The organism is Ditibartonella apihabitans, assembly GCF_002007485.1.
Classification (GTDB): Bacteria; Pseudomonadota; Alphaproteobacteria; order Rhizobiales; family Rhizobiaceae; genus Bartonella; species Bartonella apihabitans.
In genome coordinates this window covers 1,828,824-1,854,573 of the sequence record NZ_CP015820.1, presented here as the reverse complement: position 1 = coordinate 1,854,573, position 25,750 = coordinate 1,828,824, and the positions used below count along the sequence as shown (strand labels likewise).

The window sequence follows — 25,750 nt, the reverse complement described above, 5'->3', positions numbered from 1 at the left end:
CGCAAGATAATTCTTACGAAGTTCTATCCAGCACAGTTCACGGGAAAGGCGTAAAAGCTGCATGAAAGCGTCCGCTCGAATGTTATTAAGCCTGACAAAAACAGTCACGAGAACGGATGTTTCATGCACCTCGACCTTATAGAACGCGTGAAATGGCAGGTAACAGGATATATTGCCCGTTAGCCGATCTTATTCATGAAAACGGACTGAAGATTACGAAAGGCCTTCAATATTCCCGTTTTCATCAAGGTGGATTTTTTCAGCCATGGGGTGGCGGGGAAGCCCAGGCATGGTCATGATATCACCGCAAATCACCACAACAAATCCGGCACCGGCACTCAATTTGACTTCACGCACGGGAATGGTGAAATTTTCCGGTGCTCCCAGCAGTTTCGGGTCGGCCGAAAATGAATATTGCGTTTTTGCCATGCAGACCGGTAAAGTTCCATAGCCTTCCTCGTCCCAGGCCTTCAATTGGTTCAGAATATTGGCCGGAATATCGGCACCGCGCCCGCCATAAATCTCGCGCACAATGGTGTTGATCTTTTCTTCCAATGACAAGTTGTCGGCATAGAGTGGGTGGAAGTTGCTTTTGTTTTCGGCAATCATTTTTACGACAGCACGCGCCAGTTCCTCGGCACCTTCACCACCTTTTTCCCAATGGTGGCAAATAATGGCTTGATGGCCGGTTTCAGCAACGATTTTCTGTAAAGCCTCTATTTCCGCATCGGTGTCGGAATTGAAATAATTGACCGCCACAATGACTGGCACACCATATTTTTCCATATTAGAAATATGGCGCAACAAATTGGCTGTGCCTTTTTTCAATGCCGCAACATTTTCATGGGCAAGATCGCTTTTTTCAATGCCACCATTCATTTTCAGCGCACGGATTGTTGCAACAATGACGGTTGCATCAGGCTTCAATCCGGCTTTGCGGCATTTGATGTCGAAAAACTTCTCGGCTCCAAGATCAGCACCGAAACCCGCTTCCGTGACGACATAATCGGCAAGCTTCAATGCGGTTTTGGTGGCAATGACCGAGTTGCAGCCATGGGCAATATTGGCAAAAGGGCCACCATGGATAAAAGCCGGATTGTGTTCGATTGTCTGCACCAGATTGGGCGCGAGCGCATCGCGCAACAAAACTGCCATTGCACCTTCTGCATGAATGTCGGAAGCGGTGACCGGCGTTTTATCGTAACGGTAACCGATAATAATTTTGCCCAAGCGTTTTGTCAGATCGGCAAGGTTTTCGGAAAGGCAGAAAATTGCCATGATTTCGGAGGCCACCGTAATGTCGAACCCGCTTTGGCGGCAAAACCCGTTTTTGACCCCGCCAAGGGAAAGAACAATATCACGAAGCGCGCGGTCATTCATGTCGACCACGCGTTTCCATGTAATCCGGCGGGAGTCGATATTCTGTTCATTGCCCCAATAAATGTGGTTATCCACCATTGCGGCAAGAAGATTATTGGCCGATGTGATGGCGTGAAAATCACCGGTGAAATGCAAATTGATGTCTTCCATCGGAATGACTTGCGAACGTCCGCCACCGGCGGCTCCACCTTTTTGTCCGAAATTCGGCCCTAAGGATGGTTCGCGTAATGATGCGACAGCTTTTTTTCCAATATGATTGAGCGCATCGGTAAGGCCGATTGTTGTCGTGGTTTTTCCTTCACCTGCCGGTGTCGGGTTAATGGCGGTCACCAGAATAAGTTTGCCGTTTTTATTGTTTTTGAGCGTTTCGATATATTTCGCGCTGATTTTTGCCTTGTCATGGCCGTAAGGAACAATATCTTCGTAAGGAATATCAAGCTTGGCGGCAATGTCACGGATAGGCAGTTTGGTTGCTTGACGGGCTATTTCAATATCTGAAAGATTCATCAAAATTCTCTATTATCAGGCGCAACAGGTAAAAATTGCGGTCATTTCTTCGATTTGGCAAAATGATTGCCATTTTGTCAATCAATGGGGGTTTCTTACCCCACATTTAACAATAATGCCATTTTTAACCGGCAATAAACAATGACCGTACCATAAAAATTGTCTTTTCTTTTAGGCTTTCAACCAAGACCAATTGCCTTTGCGGCGCGTGTAGCCGGCTGGAAACAGCATAAACTCCGTAAAGTTATTGAACGGAAATAATTTTGAAAAAAGCCTAAAAGAAAACGGCCAAATGGCGCGAAACCGCTTTAATATTTCGGGCTGTTGAAAATTTAATCCCGCCGCTGCGCAATTCTTCCCTGACAATTTATTTTTTGAAGGAAAACTCTCGCACGAAGACTCATAGGTTAAGCAAGACGGGCAAAAAATAGCTGGAAAACAGTGGATAGCGAAAAATCGGTAAAATAATAAGATGGGGAGACGTTGAAATAGTTAACGTTTTTTACTCAAAGCTCATGTTTTTGACCAGAGACGAGGAAGCCAAAACGAATCACAATCCACCACATGGGTGGCTTGCCAAAAAAAGCGAGCAGCAGAAACAAAACAACAAATCCATCCGGATTGGTTCGTTCATTTGCCGGTGTTTTTAGTCTCCAAAACACGAGATCAAAGGTTTCAATAAAACCGGATAAGCCCGACTTGGAAAAGTAACAAAAATGATGGGGGAAGAGGAGAAACAAGCCGGAAAGCTCATAATTACAAGACATTCGCGGCTTCAAAACGAAAATAGAATAAAGATTGAAGCAGAAAATATGAAACCGGTTGATTTGCCCCATAATGATACAAAGATTACTTAAAATTGATGAGGAAAGAAAAATCGGAAATTTTTCTATTCAAAAAAGAAAAACGCTTTTTTAAATAATTGAACGGATTTTTTAAGGGACGGTTTTTAGAGCGCATTTTTTAAGATACGTTTTATCCGGATTTTATAGACTTTTTCGTGCGGGAGACAAATAATCGCGCTGCTTTTTCGCTTAATGTTCAGATTTTTCGTTTAACACGCTACTTTTTCGCTAGATATATAACTCTTCCCATGAAGCGGATGAAATCTAGATGCGACGTGGCTACCGGTTTTGACGGTTTCATGCGGTGGAAAGTGCGGCAAAAAGTGCGGCGGCGCGGCGTTTTAAGTTGAAACAGCAAGACTTGGAGGCAGCACCGCGGGACCAAATTTTTTAAAAAATCAAAAAGCCCGATTTTCCGAGACGAAAGCCATTATAAAAGACTTTATCGTTATGAAGAAAGCGATCAAGCGGGAAGCGATCAAAAAGGGGAGAAACGGCGGCTTTGGTAGCGGAGGAGGGATTTGAACCCCCGACACAAGGATTATGATTCCTCTGCTCTGACCTACTGAGCTACTCCGCCACAAAAAATGTCTTTTTAAAAAACATTTAGCCGTGGCGGCGATATAAGGGGTTCAATCCCACTATGTCAAGCATCGTTTTTGAGCTTTTCTCTTGTCAATGGCGTTCATGACCGATATTGAACAGATAAGATATTGCTTTTCAGTTCAGCAATAAGGATAAGGCATAGACAATGGCTCCACGCGTAGCAGTTTTGGGATGTGGTTATTGGGGGAGCAATCACATACGTACTTTGAAAAGTCTGGGAGCGCTCGCAGCCGTTTCCGACGTGAACGTTCATCGTGCGGAAGGGTTTGCAGCAGAACACGATGTCGAGGCAATCCCCGTTGACGAGATTTTTACCCGTAAAGATATAGATGCTATGGTTCTGGCACTGCCGCCGCAATTTCATGCGGAAAACGCCATCAGGGCGATTGAAGGCGGAAAGGATGTGCTGGTTGAAAAACCGATTGCGCTTAATGTCGAGGATGCAGAGCGCGAAGTGCGCATTGCAAAGGAACACAAGCGCATCTTCATGGTCGGGCATGTTTTGCGCTACCATCCGGCATTTGAAAAATTGCTTGAACTTGTCAATCAAGGCGCATTGGGCGAAGTGCGCTATATTCATGCGCACCGTCTGGGGCTTGGCAAGTTCCACACCGAAAGTGATGCATTGTGGGATCTCGCGCCCCACGACCTTTCAATGATTTTGGCTATAACAAAATGTGAACCTTCGGAAATTCACGGCGAGGGCGCGGCGATTATCGACAATTTGTCCGATTTTGCCCATGTCCATATGAAATTTCCCAATGGCATGCGCAGCCACCTTTTTGCGTCCCGCCTCAATCCCTATCGTGAACGGCGTTTGACGGTGGTTGGCACCAAAGCCATGGCCGTGTTTGATGATGTCGAACCTTGGGGAAGAAAGCTTGCCATTTACCGTTTCGAGGTTTGGCAGGATAATAATCAATGGGCATTTACCGCCGACGAGCCGGAATATATTCCGGTTGAAGAGGCAATGCCGCTCACCCGCGAATTGCAGCACTTCCTGCACTGTATCGAAACCCGTGAGGAACCGCGCACCAATGGCGACGAAGCCATTGCCGTTTTGCGTATTCTGACAGCCGGCAGTGTGCATCACAAAGCAAAGGAAATTTCTGGTAAAACGCAGGCAAAAAATAAAGATACGGCGAAGAAATAATGTAAAAAGCTGTTACATGCGTCATAGAACTTTGATTACATATTGTTCGTCTAAGGCGTTATGTTAGGCAAGCCGTGCCAATGAATGATTCGGCCAGCTAAACAATTATAGCAACGGAGTGAATATGCAATTTATAGATCTTGGAGCGCAAAGGGCGCGTATTAAAGATAAAATCAATACGGCTATTGCCCATGTGATTGAAAGTGGCAAATATATTCTCGGGCCGGAAGTCGAAGAATTCGAAAAACGTATGGCCGATTATATCGGCGTTAAACATGTGATCGGCTGCTCGAACGGCACTGACGCATTGTTGATGCCGCTTATGGCTGAAAATATCGGACCGGGAGATGCTGTTTTCTGCCCAAGCTTTACATTTGCCGCAACCGCCGAAGTTGTTGCATTAACCGGTGCAGAGCCGGTTTTTGTCGATATTCTGCCCGATACTTTCAATATGGATCCGGCAAAACTTGAAGAAGCCATTGCAATGATCAAAAAAGAAGGCCGCCTGACACCACGGGCGATCATTCCTGTTGATCTCTTTGGTCTTCCTGCCGACTTTAATAGAATTTCGGCAGTTGCCGCCAAAGAAAACCTGTTTATCATTGAAGATGCCGCGCAAGCCATTGGCGGAAAACATGAAAATGCCATGTGTGGGGCTTTCGGCAATGTTGGCGCAACCAGCTTCTATCCGGCAAAACCGCTCGGCTGCTATGGTGACGGCGGCGCAATGTTTACCGATGATGATGACCTTGCCGAACGTCTGCGTTCAATCTATTTCCACGGCAAAGGTTCATCCCAATATGACAATGTCCGCATCGGTTTGAACTCGCGTCTTGATACCATTCAGGCTGCGATTTTGTTGCAGAAACTCGATATTCTTGAAGACGAGATGGAAAAACGCGCTGTTATTGGCAAACGTTATAGCGATGGTTTGAAAGATGTTGTCAAAACCCCGAAAATCGAAAAAGGGTCACGCTCTGCCTTTGCCCAATACACAATCGTTGTAGAAGACCGTAACGGGCTTCAGGCACATCTCAAAAATGCCGGTATTCCATCCATGATCTATTACATCAAGCCGTTGCATTTGCAGACTGCTTACCGTCATTTCCCGCAAGCCAAAGGTGGCCTTCCAGTTTCCGAATATGCAGCCGATCACGTTTTGAGCTTGCCGATGCATCCTTATTTGCCGGAAAGCGATCAGGACAAAATTATCGGCTTGATCCGGGAATTTTGCGGTAAGTGAGAATAGCTTTGCTATTGCCGACTGGCGATCACAAATAGCGATTGAGAATAAAAGAAGAAGACCGGTTTCATGCCGGTCTTTTTTATTCCCTAAAAAATTTATCGGCTGCAAATTTAAAACATAGCAAATTTATAACGTAGCAAATTGATCGGATAATAAATTTATCGCGTAATGAATTTATTCGTCTCGAAAACGTCTTTTTCATTGGGCTTAGCTTTTCCATTCGTCTTGATGAACTTCTCGTCGCACTTGTCTTTATCCCATCTGAAAGGGTAGACGATGAAATCGCTTATTTAATAAAACATTGGCAGCAAATTTTGGGCCCGCTTTCTTGTCCCAAGAAATTCTTTCAGCTTTATTGATTTCAGAATTCGGGCAGGCTGTTCAATGAATGGATGAAAAGCAAAAACTTGGAATAGACCAAGCTCTTGAATAAAAGAGAAGTCCTGACCTTAACAAATGGAAAGGCTGAATAAGCTACAATTGGCAATTGGCGAGTGCTCTATTGCAGAGAAGCGCGAGAGGGCCTCAGCCCTCCGCAATCCCCGCCTGAATAAGGGGTAGTGCGTATATCCACTCTGGACCCCCCACCTTGATGACGGGAAAACGGCATAGAAGCCTTAGAACACTCCGCCTTCCATCAGAAAACGTATGATGAAGAGGAAAGCGATAATCCACGTTGCAGGGTGCACCTCGCGCCATTTGCCGGTAATTGTTTTCAAAATAGCATAGCTTATGAAGCCGATGGCAAGTCCATTGGCGACGGAATAGGTAAACGGCATCAAAAGCGCGGTAAGTGCTGCCGGCACCGCTTCGACAATGTCGTCCCAGTTGATTTCAGCAAATTCACGCATCATCAGACAGGCAACAAAAATCAATGCCGGTGCGGTGGCATAGGCGGGAATAGCAAGCGCAACAGGAGCAAAAAACAGAGCGAGCAGGAAAAACACACCTACGGTGATGGCGGTAAGCCCTGTGCGCCCGCCAGCAGCAACGCCCGAGGCACTTTCAACAAATGCGGTGGTCGAACTGGTACCGATAAGGGAGCCGGCGAGAATGGCCGTGCTGTCGGCAAAAAGTGCGCGGCCGAGATTATTGGGTTTGTCGTCGGGAATAAGACCGGCGCGTTTGCCAACGCCGACAAGTGTGCCGGTTGCATCGAATATTTCGACCAGCACAAAAACCAGAAGCACGTGGAAAATGCCGGTATGCAGTACACCCAGAATATCAAGCTTAAGAAAGGTCGGTGCAACAGAAGGAGGAAGCGCAATTCCGCCTGAACTAACCAGAGTTTGAAAACTCTTATATCCGTCATCGGTAAAGATGAAAGAGAGAATGGTTACAGCAATAATACCAATCAGAATGCCGCCGCGTATCTTGAAGGCATCAAGGGCAACAATAATAAAAAGCCCGATACCGGCAAGCACCGGTCCCGCTTTGGTTACATCGCCAAGCCCCACCAGAGTGGCATCATTATTAATAACAATGCCCGCACTCTGGAATGCCACAATGGAAAGAAACATGCCGATACCGGCACCGATAGCACTGCGCAAAGACTTTGGCACACCGGCAATCAGCCATTGTCTGACACCGGTTGCTGTCAATATCAGAAAGACAATGCCCGAAAGGAAAACCGCTCCCAAAGCCTGTTGCCAGCTATAGCCCATGGTAATGACAACCGAATAGGCAAAAAATGCATTGAGCCCCATACCGGGTGCCATGCCGATCGGCCAATTGGCAAGCAACCCCATGATGAAAGAGCCGACCGCGGCAGCAATACAGGTCGCAACAAAAACCGCCCCCTTATCCATTCCGGCAGCGCCCAGAATAGTGGGGTTGACAGCAAGAATGTAGGACATGGTCAAAAAAGTTGTAAGACCGGCACCAATTTCAATTCCGGTACGCGTATTGTTCGCTTTCAAGTGAAATAGTTTTTCGAGCATCCTACCGATCCCTGTTAAAACTGTTTTTCAAGGTGGCTTTGCTATTTTGTTACCGCCACTCAAAACCCTGTCGCGGGTGCTGAACCAGTTAGCCTTTTATAACATTTTGTCGGCATTAGGCTATAAGGGGAGAAGTCTTCAAAGCACAGTTATCGCCTTTGATTCACAGCTTTCTCTTTTTTCGGAAAATTTCTTTTTGTGTGTAGAGGGGCGAAAGCGCTGAAGCCAAAAGATCAAGCAACCCATTTTGGCGTGTGGCGGGCTGTTGAATGAGCCTCTCTTCAGGAGGCTTTCAGTAAAGAAACGATATTTTCGAACTCTCCGAAGAAAAAATAAAAACCGGAAAATATGACGGATAACTTTCTTTTCCCTATCCGATTCGTATTAGCGGTTTATCATGCATCCGTTTTCAAAGACCGGCTGTTGGGTTTCAGCACTGGTCTGAAAAGAAAGGTTTCATCAAAGCTCTTTCGGTGAGCTTATGCTCTTTTACGAAAAACTTTCCAGTAAAATTGTCATTCAACAATATTTTCACAGCGTCCGGCACTTTGCCGGTCGAGCAGGTGAGACTTCAATTTTGTGCCGATTTGGTTGTTTTTTTACGTGTTGACGTTTTCTTACGGGAAGCGGGTTTTGCAACTTTTGCAGTGCTTTCACCGGATTGTTTTTTGTGGTTGTTCAGTTCTTTTTTTATGCGTGCTGCCAGACTTTTTCTATCGCGAACTTTTTCAACAAGCTCCGGTATGGGGGAAGATTGACCTTCGGAAATTGCTACTTCTGCGGTGAATTTTGCAGCAGTGTTCAAAATTTCCTGCCTGAGATTTTCCATATCGGTTTTGGTGGTTTTATTTGCCAAGGCTTCCTTTTTTGCGACCGCGACTTCTTCTTTCAAAGTTGCGACTTCTTTTTCCAGTGCTTTTAACTGGTTAGTCCGGTCCGCCTCAGCGTGGCTCGCCTGTTTTTCCTGTTGCAACAGATCACGGATTTCGGCAAGTTCCTTGCCTTTATTGGCGGAAAGTGTGGCGGTAAGCTGCCGCTCGGTTTCGAGTTCTTCTGTCTGGTCTGCCAATTGTTCGGCAAGCAGTCCGGCACGGTGTTCGGCATCACCAAGACGGAAAAGCTCCTCTTTGGCGTGGTCGAGTTCACGTTTCTGAGTGGCAAATTTTTCGCTGAGACGCTCGAATTTTTCATCGCGCGTTACGAGCTCAACCGCCTGTTTTGCACGTAGAAAATCCCTGTCTGCCTCGACTTCGGTGAGGGAAAGCGGTACCTCGGCGGCAATTGCCTGACGGGCAAGATAAAGCGCACGTCGCCAGATTGCCGGCGATAAAAGAATAAGAACAAAAGTTGTGGCTGCAACGCCAAGAATGAAAAACAGTACCGATTGGATAAGCATAAAATGCCTCGGGAGCCGGACAAAAGTTTAAAACGGATTCCAGGTGGCAGCCGGTGTCAATTTCAGATAACCGATATTGACCCCCAAACGTGCGCCAACACCGGTTCTGACCGGTACCAAAAGGATGTTTCCTTTCTTAAGCACATGAAAGCCTACGCCTGCAACAAAATAAGCTGATCCCGAGATACCTGCATAGCGTCCCCAAAGATTATTGACGTTATCAAGCTCGTAAACCAGAATCATCAACCGCGACCCTTGACCACCAATATCCCAGCCGACTGTCGGGCCTTGCCAGAAAACCTTATGGTCACCGGCGTTTTTTGTGTAAAGCGTTCCCTCTCCATAGGTAAGGCCGCCGATAATGGCGCCGGAGCCTTCTTCACCCAGAATATAGCCATTCGGCAAACCGTATTTTGCAAATACTTTTTCAATTCCGGTTGCCATGCTACCTGCCGCATCACCAAAAAAACGGTGGCCGGAATCAATAATTTCCTGTGCCGAATAGCGCCCGTTTTGCTGCTGGGTTTGAGCCTGCGCCGGTATCAATCCGATATTTGTAAATAAAGCCAACGCAAAGAGAAGAACGACTTTACGCCACTGAATTTGGATGGAACGGAACATATTGTTTCACCTCTTCTGGTCACTCAATGGTTTGAATCTTGACGTAAGCAAAGATCCGGTTTCTTCTGATTCTAGCGGGCAAAGTTGTTTAAATTCTTAAAAACCATAAAAACACTGAAAAGAACCGGAAGATTTGGCCAAAAAGGCATGTTTTAAGAAATTTTGTGTGTTTTCCGGACAATCAAAAACGAAAAATTGTGCATGGAATCTTAAGGGTTTTGATTTATGGAACGGTCAAAAGAGTATTCTGGAGTTCCAATTATTATGCCACTAGCCGTTACATTAAGCCCTGCCGATCTTGCCGCATTGTTATGCAGCCGCATTTGTCATGATCTTATTTCGCCGGTCGGGGCAATCAATAATGGGATTGAACTTTATGACGAAGCCGATGCACAGGAAGACGCGATTGAACTTATCCGCATGTCGGCGGTCAATGCATCGTCCAAATTGCAATTTGCCCGTATTGCTTTCGGAGCCGCCGGTTCGGCAGGAAGCGAAATTGACAGTGGCGATGCCGAGACAGTGGCAAAAAATTACATGGAAAATGAAAAAGGCAATCTTGACTGGAAAGCGCCACGCCTGCTTTTGCCGAAGAACGAAGTCAAGCTTTTGCTCAATCTCGTTCTGATTGCAAATCTTTCCATTCCGCGCGGTGGTGATATTGTTGTCGAGATTGGCGAGAACAGCGGAAAACGCCTTTTCCAGTTGAAGGTAAGTGGAAAAATGTTGCGTGTGCCGCCAAAATTCCTCGAATTATATAATGGGCAGGTACCGGAAGAACCAATTGATGCCCATAGTGTCCAGTTCTATTACGCTCTGTTATTGTCGCAAATGTCGAATATGCAGATCAAAGTTCAGGTACAGCCAGAAATTATTACCATTATAGCAGGCTGAGCCGACCAAATTTCTGACCGGAAAATCAGTCCGGTCAAAGAAGCTGGAACTCGGCGATAAACCACACATAAAATACCGGTATTGACCGAAAAAGCGGTTATTGCCGGTTTTTAGTTGGAAAAAGCCGTCTGATCTTAAAAAAAATTTTGCCGCTTATAAAAATGGAGCAGAGATAAAAATAGAAGAGACGAAAATTTATCCGGTTAAAATTGCTTTTTAAGGTCGGAACAGTTTTTAAAGCTCAGGGGGCGAGCCGGAACCGGTTTTTAAAAATCGGGACGGCAATTTTCTTAAAGCACAAATAAAAAGACTGAAAATTCTGGCAAAAAGACAGAAATTACCGCCCAAAAAATGCCGCCTAAAAAATTGGTGCCAAAAAAATTACTGGCAAAAAAATGCCGGAACTTTTCCCGAATGGAAAAAACTCCGGCATGATGATTCAATTTTGAAGAGATGAAAGTGTTGAAAAATCAAGCAGTTTCGCGCATCGGTTCTTCATTTGGTTCACGCAGCACATAACCGCGTCCCCAAACCGTTTCGATATAATTGACACCGCCTGAAACGGCATCCAGCTTTTTGCGCAATTTGCAAATGAAAACGTCGATAATTTTGAGTTCCGGTTCGTCCATGCCGCCATAGAGGTGGTTCAAGAACATTTCCTTGGTTAAAGTGGTTCCTTTACGCAATGAAAGAAGTTCGAGCATCTGGTATTCTTTGCCGGTCAGATGAACCGGATGGCCGCCGATTTCAACTGTTTTGGCATCAAGATTGACAACCAGATCTCCGGTTGCAATTACCGATTGGGCGTGACCCTTCGAGCGGCGAACAATAGCATGAATACGAGCGACCAGTTCGTCTTTATGAAATGGCTTTGTCATATAATCGTCGGCACCGAAGCCCAAACCGCGTACCTTGTCTTCAATACCACCCATACCGGAAAGGATAAGGATTGGTGTTTTCACTTTGGAAAGGCGCAATGTGCGCAAAACCTCGTAACCGGACATATCCGGCAAATTAAGGTCCAACAATATGATGTCGTAATCATAAAGTTTTCCAAGATCTACACCTTCCTCTCCAAGGTCTGTCGTGTAGACATTGAAACTTTCCGATTTGAGCATAAGCTCGATGCTTGTCGCTGTCGCGTGGTCATCTTCAATCAATAATACGCGCATATCCTATATCCCCTTTCCACTAGCCGAATCAGGCGTTATCAGAGTCCGTACAAATTTCTGCACCGACTATTGTGCAGTTAATTTAAAAAACACCATAAAATCATGGCATTAACTCAAACACGATTTTTTACTTCGGCAGCGTCAGAACAATTCGTTGCCTTCATTAACCAATTTGCACCAAAATGGTTAACAAAATATGATTCTTGTTGGCAAGAAGTTAATAAAATTTTCTGAAAAAAACGTTGTAGTCCGTTGATTCATGGATATAAAAGCTAAAGATTTATGCTTAATTTTTACTTTAAGAAATCGCTCTAACTGACTCTTTCGATTCACTCTTTTCGAATTCGAAAAAAGGTCTTTTGTTTACCGAGCTTTAAGGGACTTCCGCTATAGTGCTCAAAGACCGTAAACAAATGGTTAAGAAAGCTTGTTATTGCAGCTCCATACGGGTTTTAAGGAGCATGAGCTTCCATGGAGTTTTCCATGGTCTCTTTGTGGGACATGAAGGGATAACCGGTTTTCGGTCGTGTGTATGAGTATAAAGGCGTGAATATTGTTTGTTCACGGTAGTCAGGGAGTACTGCGTATGAAACCGCGTGAAAGTGTGGTTCGGTTGAAAATGTTTCAGGTGCGCGAAAAACGCCGCCAGATTTCTCAACTCGATATGATGATGAGTGAATTCGACCGTATGGCAAGCGAACTGGAAACGCAAATTGCCAATGAAGAACGCAAATCGGGCATCACCGATGTCAACCATTTTGCCTATCCCACCTTTGCACGTGCCGCCCGTCAACGACGTGAAAATCTCATCAATTCCATTCGTGATTTGCAAATCCAGAAGGCTTCCGGTGAAATGAAGCTGCATGAGCTAGAGGCGGAACTTGAACGCGCTCAAGCTTTGGAAGAACGTGATGGCAAATCTCTTCCCAGTGAAGACGTGGTGTTTGTCCAAAGCCGATCAATGATCGGTTGAGGTCTTCCCCTCAAAAAGCAGAATTTGGCAAAACCGAATCTGGCAAAGCGGAATCCGGCAAGACGGAAGTTTTTAAAGCGGACTCCGGCTTTTTGTCATTAAAATAGTCAAACGCCATCGGGACAGTGCTTGCGGTCTCGAAAGGCGTTCTCATCACATAAAAGCTCAAAACTCCGTTTATGAAAACAATAGACGCCAAGAGTGCCGGTTGAAGCCCTCGGTGTCAATATAGGCTGAGTCGATATAGGCTGACACTGTGAATACACGCTATACGCTGATCAAGCCGATAGACACGCATAAACGGGAAAAGATAGCGCATTGTCGACTATTCTTGTTTCAGGCCAATCACCGTTTTATCCCACCGTTCAACCTTGGATTGGTGTATTGATTGAACTGTGCATCGGCGTGTATTTGCGTGCGCAGAATTGTGTTTCCCGAAGCTTCACTTGACGCGTGGTTTTGCGTGTCTCTCGCCATTTATTTTTATCGTTCGCCCGTTTGTCTTTTTGATCAACAAAAAGCCGGAAGGATTATTTTCCCGTTATAAATATCAAGAAAACGAAAATACGGAATTGTTGGTGAGTTGCTGCCTGACAAAGCGCGGAAAACAACCGCAATGAAGAAAAATTCTGCCAAACCGGAGCGGCGCAAGCAAGTGATGGCAAGCGATAGCGATGGCGAGTGATGGCAAATGATGGTGAGGGCGCGTTAATTTATTTGCCAACATGACGGATAAACAGAGTGAACCGATCGGCGTGGAAGATTCGTTTTGCGGCTTGTCCTTTTCAATAAGAGGTGGGCTGTCCGGTTTCAGGAAACATGTCGCCCGACAATTCATGAATTTGCCGGAATATAAAACAACCGTTTCCTGAAATTCAAGAAACGGTTGTTTTATTTACGCTTGAAGGCAAAATGGGTCATGCTTATCAATGGCGGTATTGCTGGATACGTGTTGTACGTAAACCGGCAAGACCATGTTCATCAATCGAGCATTGCCAGGATAAAAATTCTTCCACCGTCAATGTATAACGTTGGCAGGCTTCATCCAGACTGAGCAGTCCACCTCTGACAGCGGCTACTACTTCGGCTTTGCGACGGATAACCCAGCGCCGTGTGTTGCTTGGCGGCAGGTCGGTGATCGTAAGTGGACTCCCATCTGGGCCAATAACGTATTTTACTCGTGTTCTTACTAACTCGGTCATTGTACTCTCTACTCTTATTCAAGGACCTGAAGCGACAATAACCGCCGAGCTTTAAAAAAGAGCTAAACCGCCGGAAAGGAAAATTTAACAAATACACAGGCGCAAAATTGTGTTCGTTTGTAAAATGATATAAAAATCAGAATGTTAGACAAAATTTACTGCAATCAAACAAACTTGAACAAAAAACGCTACTTTATTTTTTTTGTTTTTTTATAAACTGGGGTAGTGCATTTTTGAAAAAATGCTCGATTTATAATCTCTTTTTCGAGACGACGGTTGTGTTGTGTCGTTAAAAACACGATATAGTTTAACGAACCGTCCAATGAGTTAGAAGGTGAGTTTATGTCTCTCAACAGTCTTGATCTTCCAAAACGTCCCGAGGATACACGTGTGGTTGTTGCCATGTCGGGTGGTGTCGATTCGTCCGTTGTTGCGGGATTGTTGAAAAAAGAAGGCTATGATGTTGTCGGCGTCACTCTTCAACTTTATGATCATGGTGCTGCGACCCACCGTGTCGGCTCCTGCTGTGCCGGTCAGGATATCGAGGATGCGCGGCGTGTTTCGGAAACTTTGGGTATTCCCCATTATGTGCTGGATTATGAAGCCCGCTTCCGTGAAGCGGTCATCAATCCTTTTGCCGATAGCTATGCCCATGGCGAAACGCCAATTCCCTGTGTTGCCTGCAACCAGACAGTGAAATTTGCCGATCTTCTTGTGACGGCAAAAAATCTCGGTGCTGATGCTCTGGCAACGGGCCACTATATAAGAAGTCGCCCTAATGGTGCACACCGTGCATTATATCGGCCGGTCGACGCCAATCGTGACCAGAGCTATTTCCTTTTTGCCACAACGCAGGAACAGATTGACTATTTGCGTTTTCCTTTGGGCGATCTGGCAAAACCCCATGTTCGCGAAATTGCTGCCGAAATGGGACTTTCTGTTGCTTCCAAGCATGACAGTCAGGATATTTGTTTTGTGCCCCAGGGGCGCTATTCGGATGTGATTGCCAAATTGCGTCCCGAAGCTGCAAATCCGGGAGAAATTGTCCATATTGACGGGCGCATTCTTGGTCGCCATGCGGGTATTGTCAATTATACCATTGGTCAACGTCGCGGCATTGGCATTGCAACCGGCGAAGCGCTTTATGTCGTCTATCTTGATGCAGAAAATTCCCGTGTCATTGTTGGGCCGAGAGAAGCTCTTGAAACGCGCAAACTGTTTTTGCGTGATACCAATTGGCTTGGCGATGAAAATCTTGATGAATTCCCCGAAGAGGGAATTGAAGTTGCCGCCAAAGTGCGCTCCACACGCCCGCCAAGACCCGCTATACTCAAATATGAGGACGGCGCTCTGACGGTTGAACTATTGGAAGGTGAAACCGGCGTTGCTCCGGGGCAGGCTTGCGTTCTTTATGATAATGAAAGCAATGATGCCCGTGTTCTGGGCGGCGGTTTCATTACCCGTTCGGAGCGGGACGCCCGTGCCGAAGCGATGCTTAAAAATTTGCTCGATCAATCGCGTGAAAATACGGCTGCCTGATAGCTCAAGGCACTTCAAAGTAAAAGACATAAAACCGACAGGCCAAACCCCTTTGCCTGCGGGAACATTTTTTCATGTCTACAGGCTAAGCTTTTTTGCATTTGTCAATGCGAGCCTCAGGGGCATTTTTCGAAGCGAGCCTCTTGGATATTCGATAATGATTGGCTTTTTGGGCAATGTTTGCGAAAGCACAGCCCGCTCTTTCGGAAGAAAGCTGTGTCCGAGAAAGTTTTGTTAGCGGCGTTCACGGAAAAACTTGTGGCTGCGTTCGAACTGTTGTGCTTGAGGAAAGTCCTGTCGGCTTTGTTCAGGTTAGCCTGTCTGGCTTGTGTTCAAGAGAAAGCTTTGCAGGCTGTGTTAGGCAAAAACCTTATTGGCTGAGTCTGAAAAAGTGCTTGAAGAGAGCCTTGGCTGTCTCTCCGGATTTTGCCCGGGTGTCTTTCGGGTTATCGGGTGTTTTTCGGGTTATCGAGTGTTTTTCTGGTTATTTTTGTGGGCAAATTTGTTGTCCAATAAAGGCGAAAGCTGCTTTTTATCTTTTGATGAAGAACAATTGCGTTTCAGGCGTAGAAAAACAATATTTTGCTGATTGTTTTTAATTCAGTTTGTCGAAATCGGCAAAATGTTCAAGTGCCAGTCCAGTTGCTGTGGCAACGTTCAGGCTATCGAAATCATAGGCAATGGGAATGCGCAAGGTTTCTGTATCTTTCAGCACAAAATTCGGCAGGCCTTCACCTTCTGTACCGAAAACAAGAGCTGTTCTTTTTGCAACTTCTGCATCTTTCAAATAGTTCGAAGCAGCTGGAGAAAGCGAATAGATACGGAAATTGGCCTTTTCAAGAGCTGCAAGGATAGTCTTGATATCTTCGCCCTGCGTATAGGGTACTTTTAGTGCCGCACCCACCGAGACGCGAATGGCTTTGCGGTAGAGCGGATCGCAACAGGTTTTATCGATGATGATGCCGTCGGCTGCAAATGCCGCAGCATTCCGGAAGATCGAGCCCATATTATCATGGTTGGAAATGCCGCATAAAACCGGAACCAGTGCTTTTTCCGGTAACCCCGCCAGAAATTCATCAAGTGTCGGGGTGCTTACACGTTCTCCAATGCCGAGAATGCCGCGATGCACGTTGAAGCCTGCAATATCGTCCATGATTTTTTGTGGAACACAATAGATCGGGCAGGTGGGTTTTGTTGCATCCAAGACCGGCATTAATCCCAGAAGCTTGGCTGCTGCAACAAGCAGTGACTGTGCTTCAAAGCGTTTGGAGCGCAAAAGAACAGACAAAACAACTTTGCCTTCGGCAATAAAATGATGTTCACGACCGACAAGATCCCGCTCCTTGATATCCCGATAGGGAGCAAGACGAGGATCATCAACATCGCTTATTGTCGTAATATCCAAACTCATAAAACACACCTATCACCGTTTCTGGTGTTCTGCCAGATGATGGATGATGTCTTCTTCGGTAATTACGCCGATGACACGTCCGTCTTCAGCCACACCGATTGCTCCATTTTTCCGGTCACAAACACTGATGAGATCAGGTAAACTCGTATCAGGTTTTGCCATGGCTGCAACTGAAATATCACCATTTTGGAAATTATAGGGGCGCATGACCTGTCGGGCTGTTAAAAAGCTCAACGGATTAATGTGGCGTACAAAATTGGCGACATGTTCATTGGCGGGCGTTAGCACGATTTCTTGTGCTGTTCCGCATTGTAAGATTCGCCCGTCTTCCATAATGGCGATGCGGTTGCCCATTTTGATGGCTTCATCAAGATCGTGGCTCACAAAGATCAATGTTTTATTGAGCCGCTTTTGGAGTTCCAGAAGCTCGTCCTGTAAATGGTTGCGTATAAGCGGGTCCAGGGCTGAAAACGGCTCGTCCATTAATAGCACCGGTGCGCCGGTTGCAAAAGCACGGGCAAGGCCGATTCTTTGTTGCATACCGCCGGAAAGCTCGGTCACCATGCGGTTTGCCCATTCATTCAACCCGACGAGATCAAGCTGTTCGGCAATAATGGCCTGACGTTGCTTCTTTGGCACCCCCGCCACTTCAAGGCCGAAGCCGATATTATCGGCAACGGTGCGCCATGGAAAAAGGCCGAATTGTTGGAATACCATAGAAACAAGGCGCGTCCGGACATAACGCAGTTCATCACTCGACGCGGTGGTGACATTAATTTCTTTTCCCGCATCACCAACATAAATATTGCCTTCAACAGGCTTTATCAAACGGTTGATGGTGCGCAGCAAAGTCGATTTTCCCGAACCGGAGAGCCCCATCAAAACCAGCGTTTCACCTTCGGCAATGTCGAGTGAACATTCATGGACACCAAGCACGGTATTGGTTAAATCTTTTATTTCTGCCCGTGAAGCACCCTGATCTGCAAGATCAAGCGCCTGCTTGCGGCGATTGCCGAAAACCACACTCACATGATCGATAATCACTCTGGCCATTAGCGTACCTTTCCCGGACGGAACAAGCGGTCAAGGACAATGGCCACCACCACAATCACGCAGCCCGCTTCAAAGCCCATGGCAGCATCATGTTGCTGGAGGGCACGGTAAACTTTGACACCCAGCCCATTACCGCCAACAGTTGCGGCAATCACCACCATGGAAAGCGAAAGCATAATGGTTTGTGTCATTCCGGCGCGTATTTCCGGCATTGCATGGGGAAATTCGATTTTCCATAAAATTTGACGACGGTTTGAACCGAATGCTTTGCCTGCCTCGATCAAGGCTTTCGGCGTCGAGACAATACCCTGCTGGGTGAGCCTTATGGGTGCAGGGAGCACGAAGATAATTGTTGCGATCAATCCCGGTACCATGCCGATGCGAAAAAATATGATAGCCGGTATCAGATAGACAAAGGTTGGCAATGTCTGCATAAGGTCGAGAATGGGCTGTATCACACGATAGACTTTGGGTCGATGGGCGCAGGCTATGCCAACGGGAACACCTATTCCCATACAAAGAATGCATGACCAGAAGAGCAGGGTTATGGTTTCCATGGTATCAACCCAGTAGCCCTGATTGATGACGAACAGGAACCCCAGTCCGGTAAGCAGCACGACCCGCCAGTTTCTCTGTATGGCAAAGGCAAGGACACATAAAAAAGCAATCAACAATAAAGGATTTGGCCACAATAACAGTGCCAATGTGGCTTTCAACAAGCTTCCCAGTCCGACACGAAGGGCTGTAAAAAAGAGCCCGCCATGCTCTTTCAAAAATTCGACAACGATATTTGCTGTTTCCCCGACCGGAATTTTATAGGCAAAATGTGTTTCGTTGGCTGGTGATTTCAATGCCTTCTCGACGGCGCGATTAGCATTGCTTCCGTCAAAAGCGGTAACGCCGGAGAGCCAGATTTTTACTTTTTCCGGATTGTCGACGAGAAAGGAACGGGCGGCCTGTTCGGGAGCCTCTCCGCTATTGAGGATTTTATCCATCAAGCGGTTTTCCATATCGACATCAAAGGTGAGATTGCCAAGAAAATGCGCGACATTCGGGCAGTCGGAACGATAATTCCGGCGGATATTCGTGCCCACTTTGGCATTGCCGAAATTTTCCCCGAAAAATTTGTCGCCCCCTGATAGATAGGCCATTTTGAAGCGCATATTCATCGGGTGCGGTTCCCAGCCTAAAAAAACGATAGGCCGTTGTTCCTGAATGCGCGCCTCGACTTCGGCGAGCATCGCCTGTTCGGATGTTTCAACAATGTGAAAATCGGAAAGTCCGAAGGTGGAATCACCAAGTAAAGAAAGAATGAGCCGGTTACCGTCATTGCCGGGTTCGACCCCGTAAATGGCATAGCCGAGTTCGGGGCCAAAGCGTTTTATATCCTGAAAAGTTTTCAAGCCTTTGTTATAGACAAATTGCGGCACAGCCAATGTGTATTTGGCGCCTTCAAGATTGTAACGAAGAAGTTCTACACTGCCGTCATCCCGATAAGGTTTGAAATCGGGTGTCATGGACGGGTTCCAATAGCCGAGAAATACGTCGAGATCGCCGTTTGCAAGCGAAGCATAGGTAACCGGAACCGATAAAATCCTTGTTTCGGTGTTATAGCCCAGTGCTTTCAGGAGTGTCGTGGCAATCGCTGTTGTCGCGGAAATATCGGTCCAACCGGTATCGGCAAAGCGCACCATTTTGCACGTTTGCGGATCGCTCGAAGGCGCGGCTGCATATCCTGCGTCTACAATCAGAAACAAGCTTACGAAAAATACAGCTATCTGTTTTAAAATGCCTGACAAAGTTTCGGGCTACTCCATGATTACGCATCATCCAGCTTAAGGATGGGGTTAGACTATTTCAACAAAGAATGAAATAAGGTTCACAAGAAAAGCCTTTTATTTACGGAATCCTATCATGCAACTTCCTGCCAATTTGAGAAGCGCACTCGACGAGCTTTTCGAACAGACAAATCCGTCCGAACTCGAAAAAGCGTCAAACCGGCTCACCCGACGCTATCGCGATGAAGTGCTGGACGGGAAAATGCATATAAGCGATAAAAATGCGGCTCTCGGCTATATTGCAGCGCGCTTTCCGGCAACCTATGGCGCGGTTTATTCCGCACTTGATGAAGTGGCTGATATATGCCCTTCCTTTTTGCCGTCTAGCCAGCTTGATGTCGGAGCGGGGCCGGGGACCGCCGTTTTTGCCGCAAGCCGAATTTTTCCTTCTCTTGAAAAGGCAATGCTTGTCGAGCAAAGCAATGACATTATCGCTATTGGCAAAGAACTGTTTTCCCGTTTGATTACCGAAAAAGACTCCGATATTTTCGCAGTTAAAGCCGGCGAATTGCCCCGCGAAACTTCTTCTGCAACCGGTTTTCAATACGCCTTTTCAACCAATTGGCAAAAAGCCGATATTTCCACGCTTTCCGGTGAAAAATTGCCGAAAGCCGATCTTGTCACGGCAAGTTACGTACTCGACGAGCTTCAAGAAAAAACACAGGATTTTCTTGTCGACAGACTTTGGGAAAAAACTGTTGGTGTGCTTTTGCTGGTCGAACCCGGAACGCCCGCCGGTTTTAAAAGGCTGATGCGTCAGCGCCAAAGATTACTCGAACAATCTGCCCATATCCTCGCTCCCTGTCCGCATGAATTGACCTGTCCGGTTCAATCTCCCGACTGGTGCCATTTCTCTGTCAGGGTTGAACGTTCGCGCATGCACAAGCTAGCCAAACAGGCAGTTGTTCCCTTTGAAGACGAGAAGTATTGTTATCTTGCCGTGTCAGAAAAAAAGCCGGATGTGCAATATTGTCGCATCCTTTCGCGTCCACAACGTTCAAGCGGAAGAATAAATATTTCGCTTTGCTTGCCAAATGGCGAAAAAAACACTGAAATCTCAACGAAAAAGAACAAGAAATTATATAGCCTGATGAGGCGCGTGGAATGGGGATCCAGAGTTGAAAAAATAAAACCTTAGGTTGTGAAAACTTATTGACTATTTTAGCCTCTCCTCTATATTTGAAATCACCGCACTAAAGAACCCACGTTCTGGTTGTGTTGGTTACAGGTGTTTAGGTCCCCCGCTATTTCCTACGCCTGTGTCCCCCCTTTCTTAAGAGGGGGAGAAAAGTCCGGGTTCCCAATGCCCGGACTTTTCTTTTTTTGTAAATAGACTTTGCACTTTATTGTTTTGACCGCTATGTATTTATCCAATCTATATTTGCTAAAAAGCCTCGTTTTTTTGTGAAGAAATATTTCAAGAGCGGTTTTTCTTCTTCATTTTCCGAAAACGCCAGCCGGACGATTTTGTTAAAAAGGCCCGCTTTGCCGCGCTCTCAACGATAAGTCCTCTCGCCGGTCGGTGCGGCAAACAAAGTGGTTTTATTGGTGTAAAATCCGGTTTGATATGTCGATTGACGGGCGAAAAAAGCCGGATTTTCAGGAAAAAGCATTTCCGTCAGCACAGAAGAAAAGGCTGAGACGTTTAGCCAAAAAAATGATTGTTCAAAAGGCGGGTGAATAAACCCGATAGTGTCGGACAAACAATGGCAGCGCGAGGCAAATTTTAATGATTTCATTATCGGGATGCGTTTTCATTATCGGGAAGAGCGCTACCGGTCAAAAATTAGCTCATCCTCTATTCTTGACAAAAAGAGATTAAAGCTCATCTCTTTTTCATTATTGCTGTTTTCTGTTGCTATAGAATATCGGACAGGTTAAAAGGACTCTTATGAACAATAAACGTACATTCATGATCTGGTGGTGGGGTTGCTTCTAGCGGCCTCAGCTTGTTTGTGCGTAAAATTCAGGACAAGGTCGCGACGGAAAACCGGGCGGCCTTTTTTATATACTCCGTTCCGGTGGTGACCTTCAAAACAGGACGGAGTTTCAAATATGGAAAAGAATATGGCTGGTGAAAAAGCTTTTGAATACCGCACGAAAGGGAACATAAAAGTTAGCCGTTCTTGCGAGGATATTGCCTATGAGAGTGCAATCGACAAAATGGTTGATGCACTTGATAGCCACCGTGGGGCAATTTTTTCATCGAATTATGAATATCCGGGGCGCTATACACGCTGGGATTCCGGCATTATCGACCCGCCAATTGCCATTACTTCGCGCGGGCGCCACATGAAAATCGAGGCGCTCAACGAGCGCGGTCAAATCATCCTTGATATGATCGAGCCACGCCTTGAAATTCTCGACGCGGTGGAAGCAACAGAGCGCACCTCCAACAAATTGGCAATTACGGTCAAAAAACCGGGTCGTGTCTTCAGCGAGGAAGAACGCTCCCGTATGCCATCGGTTTTTAGCCTGTTGCGGGCTATTTGCGATATTTTCCATTCGACAGAAGACCAGAGTCTTGGCCTTTACGGCGCTTTCGGCTATGACCTTGCGTTCCAGTTCGAGCCCATCGAGTTTAAAATCAAACGTCCTGACGACCAGCGGGATATGGTGCTTTATTTGCCGGATTCCATTCTCATTGTCGACCATTATTCGGCGCGCGCATGGATAGAGAATTACGAATTTTCTCGAAGAGAAAAAACAACCATAGGTTTAGTTCGTTCTACCGAAGAAAAGCCGTTTAAAGCCGCCAAAGCCGTTCCGCAAAAAGGCGATCATGAAAAGGGCGAATATGCTTCTCTGGTGAGGGAAGCCAAGGAAAGTTTCAAGCGCGGCGACCTCTTCGAGGTGGTGCCGGGGCAAACTTTCTATGAAGCTTGCCCGGCAAGTCCTTCGGCAATCAGCAGAAGATTGAAACTTACCAATCCGTCTCCCTATTCTTTCTTTATAAATCTCGGAGAACAGGAATATCTCGTTGGCGCTTCGCCTGAAATGTATGTTCGGGTGACCGGAAGGCGGGTTGAAACCTGCCCGATTTCCGGAACAATCAAACGCGGGCAGGATGCTATTGCCGATTCCGAGCAGATATTGGCTTTGCTCAATTCCAAAAAGGATGAGTCGGAATTGACCATGTGTTCGGATGTTGACCGTAATGACAAAAGTCGCGTTTGCGAACCGGGTTCGGTGAGGGTCATCGGGCGGCGGCAAATTGAAATGTATTCGCGCCTTATTCACACAGTTGATCATATTGAGGGACGCTTGCGGAATGGCCTTGATGCGTTCGATGCTTTTTTGTCTCATGCATGGGCAGTGACTGTGACCGGTGCACCGAAATTGTGGGCTATGCGTTTTATCGAAAATCATGAAAGAAGTGCGCGTGCATGGTATGCCGGCGCTATCGGCATGATTTTCTTTAATGGCGACATGAATACGGGGCTCACTCTTCGCACAGTGCGCATTAAGGATGGTGTGGCATCGGTGAGGGCGGGCGCAACATTGCTTTATGATTCCAATCCGGAAGATGAAGAAAAAGAGACAGAGCTCAAAGCGTCTGCCATGATTGCCGCCATTCGTGACAGTGCCAAACCTTTGCCAAAGGCCGTAAGGCAGGAGAAAGAAAAACCCGGAACGGGAGTTAATATCCTGCTTGTCGACCATGAAGATTCATTTGTGCACACGCTTGCCAATTATTTCCGCGAGACGGGCGCCAAGGTAACAACGGTGAGAAGTCCGGTTGATGAGAAAGTGTTTGAAACGGTCAATCCCGATCTTGTTGTTTTGTCACCGGGGCCGGGAACACCGAAAGATTTCAACTGTGAAGACACAATCAATAAAGCAAGGGCGCGTAAAATTCCGATTTTCGGCGTTTGTCTGGGGCTTCAAGCACTGACAGAAGCTTTCGGCGGCAGCCTTCGGGTGCTTGATCAGCCGATGCATGGCAAACCGTCGCGCATTCATATTACCGGCAAAACCCTGCTGTTTAAGGATTTGCCGAAAGAAATAACGGTTGGCCGCTATCATTCGATTTTTGCCGACCCGAGCCGCTTGCCTTCCGAATTTAACGTGACAGCAGAAACCGCAGATGGTGTTATTATGGCAATCGAACATAAAAGCCAGCCGATTGCCGCTGTTCAGTTCCATCCCGAATCAATTATGAGCCTCGGTGGAAATGTCGGAATGGCAATCATTGAAAATGTTGTTTCAAGACTAATTAAGAAGGCATGGCAATGATAGATGCGAATTCAAGGCTGAAACAATTGGCAATATGGTCTATCCCTGTTGCCATTGTTGTTTTTGCGCTCAAATATTTCGCTTATTATATCACCGGCTCGGTGGCTCTTTATTCCGATGCGCTGGAGTCGATTGTCAATGTCATTGCGGCAATTGCTGCTTATGTTGCCATCCTTATCAGCATGAAACCGGCCGATAACGATCACCCGTTCGGCCACACCAAGGCAGAATATTTTTCGGCAATTCTTGAAGGGGCAATGATTTTTGTTGCCGCCATCATGATCTTGCATGAATCATGGCCTTTGCTTACCTCGACCCATTTGCCTGAACAACCGGGCTATGGGCTCGCAATCAACCTCATTGCCAGTGTCATTAATGCAATTTGGGCTTTGGTTTTAATAAAACAGGGCAGGATTTCCCATTCTCCGGCATTGAAAGCCGATGGCATGCATTTGATGACCGACGTTTTTACCTCTTTTGGTGTGCTGGCCGGTCTTCTTGCCGCAATTTTCAGCGGTTGGGCCATTCTTGACCCTGTGCTTGCCATTATTGTGGCCTTGAACATTCTCTGGCAAGGCTGGAAGGTTATCAATAATTCGGTACAGGGCTTGATGGATGTCGGTGTCGAGCTTGAAGAGACAATGCGCATCAGGGATATTATTTCAAGCCATGCAGCCGGTGCTATTGAAGCGCATGATTTGCGCACACGTGTGGCCGGTCAAGTAACCTTTATCGAATTCCATCTGGTGGTTCCTTCCAAAATGACGGTAGGAGATGCCCATGATATATGCAACAGAATAGAAGATGCTCTGAAACAAGAAATCGAAAAGGCACGTATTGTCATTCATATCGAACCGGAAGAGGAAGCAAAACTGCCAAAGGGAACCACTGCCGTTCCCATTGCATGAGGAGCATTATGTTAAAAATCAGAAATTTGAAAGAAACTGTATTATCCGACCATTGGACAAAACTGACAGCCGTTTCCTATGAGCAGCAAGATGCTGCAGGCGAATGGAGAACAGTAAAGCGTGAAACCTACCATAATCGCAATGGTGCTGCCGTTTTGCCTTATGACGAGGAAAGAAAAACAGTGCTTTTTGTCAAGCAGTTTCGTGCACCTGTCTATCTTGCATCCGGTTCCATGTATGTGCTGGAAGCTTGTGCCGGCCACATAGAAAAAGACGAATCGGCCGATGAAACCATGCTGCGTGAGGCAAAAGAGGAATTAGGCTACCAGATACACAATCTCGAACTTGTTTTCAAAGGCTTTACAACCCCGGGATTTTCAACCGAGCAGCTTTGGCTTTACCTTGCCCGCTATCGCCCGCAAGACCACCGTTTTTCAGGCGGAGGGCTCGCCAATGAAGGAGAAAATCTCGATATTGTTGAAATGAGTGTTGAAGAGGCAATCAAGCTTAACGACAAAGGACAAATCAATGACATGAAGACAGCTCTGTTGATTAACGAGCTCAGTCACCGATTGAAATTGTGAACCGTGCCTATTGAATTGCAAGACTTGAATTTTAGGTCTCAATCACGAAAAGCATGGCCTTGAGTGGCAAGAAGCGCAATTTTGAACACGAACCGGTGAAGCTTTGATAAAACGGGTTGCACTTGAAAAAAAGCTATGTCATATTTTCGCTCATGAAAAATTATGGCGCACAAAAATTGTTGGATTTTGACCGCATCAGCGATGCGGGCTTTTGTGCTTTGCCTTCAAATTTGCTTCTTCTCGGGC

Annotated in this window: 19 protein-coding genes, 1 tRNA gene and 1 pseudogene; 10 read left to right on the top strand and 11 right to left on the bottom strand. The window is 46.3% G+C overall.

What is annotated here, in order from left to right; all coding sequences use genetic code 11:
* Window positions 1-213: 213 nt before the first annotated feature.
* Window positions 214-1,887: a formate--tetrahydrofolate ligase gene (locus BBC0178_RS08350; RefSeq protein WP_078039809.1), complete on the bottom strand. Its 1,674-nt coding sequence runs from the start codon at window positions 1,885-1,887 to the stop codon at window positions 214-216.
* A gap of 1,348 nt (window positions 1,888-3,235) precedes the next feature.
* Window positions 3,236-3,312 (bottom strand) — tRNA-Met (locus BBC0178_RS08340).
* A gap of 171 nt (window positions 3,313-3,483) precedes the next feature.
* Between BBC0178_RS08340 and BBC0178_RS08335 the strand changes: the two genes are divergently transcribed.
* Both BBC0178_RS08335 and BBC0178_RS08330 read left to right on the top strand, forming a co-directional pair.
* Entirely contained in the window at window positions 3,484-4,491 is a 1,008-nt protein-coding gene (locus tag BBC0178_RS08335) for a Gfo/Idh/MocA family protein (protein WP_078039807.1), read from the top strand.
* Between the two features lie 124 nt (window positions 4,492-4,615).
* The gene (locus tag BBC0178_RS08330) at window positions 4,616-5,734 is read left to right on the top strand and encodes a DegT/DnrJ/EryC1/StrS family aminotransferase (protein ID WP_078039806.1); all 1,119 of its coding nucleotides are present in this window, start codon (window positions 4,616-4,618) and stop codon (window positions 5,732-5,734) included.
* Between the two features lie 620 nt (window positions 5,735-6,354).
* Here the strand turns inward: BBC0178_RS08330 and BBC0178_RS08325 are convergent.
* The 3 genes from BBC0178_RS08325 to BBC0178_RS08315 all read right to left on the bottom strand — a co-directional run bounded on the left by BBC0178_RS08325 (window position 6,355) and on the right by BBC0178_RS08315 (window position 9,694).
* Complete coding sequence (locus BBC0178_RS08325; RefSeq protein WP_078039805.1) at window positions 6,355-7,677, bottom strand: NCS2 family permease; 1,323 nt, start codon at window positions 7,675-7,677, stop codon at window positions 6,355-6,357.
* 571 nt (window positions 7,678-8,248) lie between these two features.
* Entirely contained in the window at window positions 8,249-9,073 is an 825-nt protein-coding gene (locus BBC0178_RS08320; RefSeq protein WP_078039804.1) for a hypothetical protein, read from the bottom strand.
* A 27-nt stretch (window positions 9,074-9,100) separates the two neighbouring features.
* On the bottom strand, window positions 9,101-9,694 hold the full coding sequence (locus tag BBC0178_RS08315; RefSeq protein WP_077972221.1) for a DUF1134 domain-containing protein: 594 nt from the start codon (window positions 9,692-9,694) through the stop codon (window positions 9,101-9,103).
* Window positions 9,695-9,958: 264 nt separating this feature from the next.
* On the opposite strand from BBC0178_RS08315, the gene chpT reads away from it, so the two are divergent.
* A complete protein-coding gene (chpT, locus tag BBC0178_RS08310; protein ID WP_077972219.1) occupies window positions 9,959-10,588 on the top strand; it encodes a histidine phosphotransferase ChpT in 630 nt (209 codons plus the stop codon).
* 470 nt (window positions 10,589-11,058) lie between these two features.
* Here the strand turns inward: chpT and ctrA are convergent, their stop codons facing one another.
* Window positions 11,059-11,760 (bottom strand): response regulator transcription factor CtrA, encoded by a 702-nt coding sequence (ctrA, locus tag BBC0178_RS08305; protein WP_077972217.1) that lies wholly within the window; start codon window positions 11,758-11,760, stop codon window positions 11,059-11,061.
* 586 nt (window positions 11,761-12,346) lie between these two features.
* On the opposite strand from ctrA, the gene BBC0178_RS08300 reads away from it, so the two are divergent.
* On the top strand, window positions 12,347-12,733 hold the full coding sequence (locus tag BBC0178_RS08300) for a flagellar export protein FliJ (RefSeq protein ID WP_077972215.1): 387 nt from the start codon (window positions 12,347-12,349) through the stop codon (window positions 12,731-12,733).
* A gap of 926 nt (window positions 12,734-13,659) precedes the next feature.
* On the opposite strand, the gene sciP is transcribed toward BBC0178_RS08300, so the two are convergent.
* Window positions 13,660-13,935, bottom strand: a complete 276-nt coding sequence (gene sciP / locus BBC0178_RS08295) for a CtrA inhibitor SciP (protein WP_075868936.1) — start codon at window positions 13,933-13,935, stop codon at window positions 13,660-13,662.
* A 342-nt stretch (window positions 13,936-14,277) separates the two neighbouring features.
* Here sciP and mnmA point away from each other — a divergent pair, with 342 nt between their 5' ends.
* Complete coding sequence (gene mnmA / locus BBC0178_RS08290) at window positions 14,278-15,474, top strand: tRNA 2-thiouridine(34) synthase MnmA (protein WP_078039803.1); 1,197 nt, start codon at window positions 14,278-14,280, stop codon at window positions 15,472-15,474.
* 161 nt (window positions 15,475-15,635) lie between these two features.
* The gene (locus BBC0178_RS08285; protein ID WP_078039802.1) at window positions 15,636-16,073 is read left to right on the top strand and encodes a hypothetical protein; all 438 of its coding nucleotides are present in this window, start codon (window positions 15,636-15,638) and stop codon (window positions 16,071-16,073) included.
* Here BBC0178_RS08285 and BBC0178_RS08280 read toward each other — a convergent pair.
* The 4 genes and pseudogenes from BBC0178_RS08280 to choX all read right to left on the bottom strand — a co-directional run.
* Complete coding sequence (locus BBC0178_RS08280) at window positions 16,070-16,885, bottom strand: TrmH family RNA methyltransferase (RefSeq protein ID WP_078039801.1); 816 nt, start codon at window positions 16,883-16,885, stop codon at window positions 16,070-16,072. The two genes, BBC0178_RS08285 and BBC0178_RS08280, sit on opposite strands and share 4 nt — an antisense overlap.
* Window positions 16,886-16,897: 12 nt before the next feature.
* The gene (locus tag BBC0178_RS08275; protein WP_077972208.1) at window positions 16,898-17,938 is read right to left on the bottom strand and encodes a quaternary amine ABC transporter ATP-binding protein; all 1,041 of its coding nucleotides are present in this window, start codon (window positions 17,936-17,938) and stop codon (window positions 16,898-16,900) included.
* Window positions 17,938-18,789 carry a choline ABC transporter permease subunit gene (choW, locus tag BBC0178_RS12030; protein ID WP_225868370.1) on the bottom strand — a complete coding sequence of 284 codons (852 nt, stop codon included), beginning with the start codon at window positions 18,787-18,789 and terminating at the stop codon, window positions 17,938-17,940. Before choW ends, BBC0178_RS08275 begins: the two co-directional genes overlap by 1 nt.
* 9 nt (window positions 18,790-18,798) lie before the next feature.
* Window positions 18,799-19,695 (bottom strand): annotated as a pseudogene (gene choX, locus BBC0178_RS12025) (choline ABC transporter substrate-binding protein); the annotation flags it as partial.
* Between the two features lie 157 nt (window positions 19,696-19,852).
* Between choX and BBC0178_RS08265 the strand changes: the two are divergent.
* The 4 genes from BBC0178_RS08265 to BBC0178_RS08250 all read left to right on the top strand — a co-directional run bounded on the left by BBC0178_RS08265 (window position 19,853) and on the right by BBC0178_RS08250 (window position 25,504).
* A complete protein-coding gene (locus BBC0178_RS08265) occupies window positions 19,853-20,914 on the top strand; it encodes a small ribosomal subunit Rsm22 family protein (RefSeq protein WP_078039800.1) in 1,062 nt (353 codons plus the stop codon).
* 917 nt (window positions 20,915-21,831) lie between these two features.
* Complete coding sequence (locus tag BBC0178_RS08260; RefSeq protein WP_078039799.1) at window positions 21,832-24,012, top strand: anthranilate synthase; 2,181 nt, start codon at window positions 21,832-21,834, stop codon at window positions 24,010-24,012.
* Window positions 24,012-24,920, top strand: coding sequence for a cation diffusion facilitator family transporter (locus BBC0178_RS08255; protein WP_418214918.1), 909 nt, complete (start codon window positions 24,012-24,014; stop codon window positions 24,918-24,920). Before BBC0178_RS08260 ends, BBC0178_RS08255 begins: the two co-directional genes overlap by 1 nt.
* An 8-nt stretch (window positions 24,921-24,928) precedes the next feature.
* Complete coding sequence (locus BBC0178_RS08250; protein WP_078039798.1) at window positions 24,929-25,504, top strand: NUDIX domain-containing protein; 576 nt, start codon at window positions 24,929-24,931, stop codon at window positions 25,502-25,504.
* Window positions 25,505-25,750: the final 246 nt, after the last annotated feature.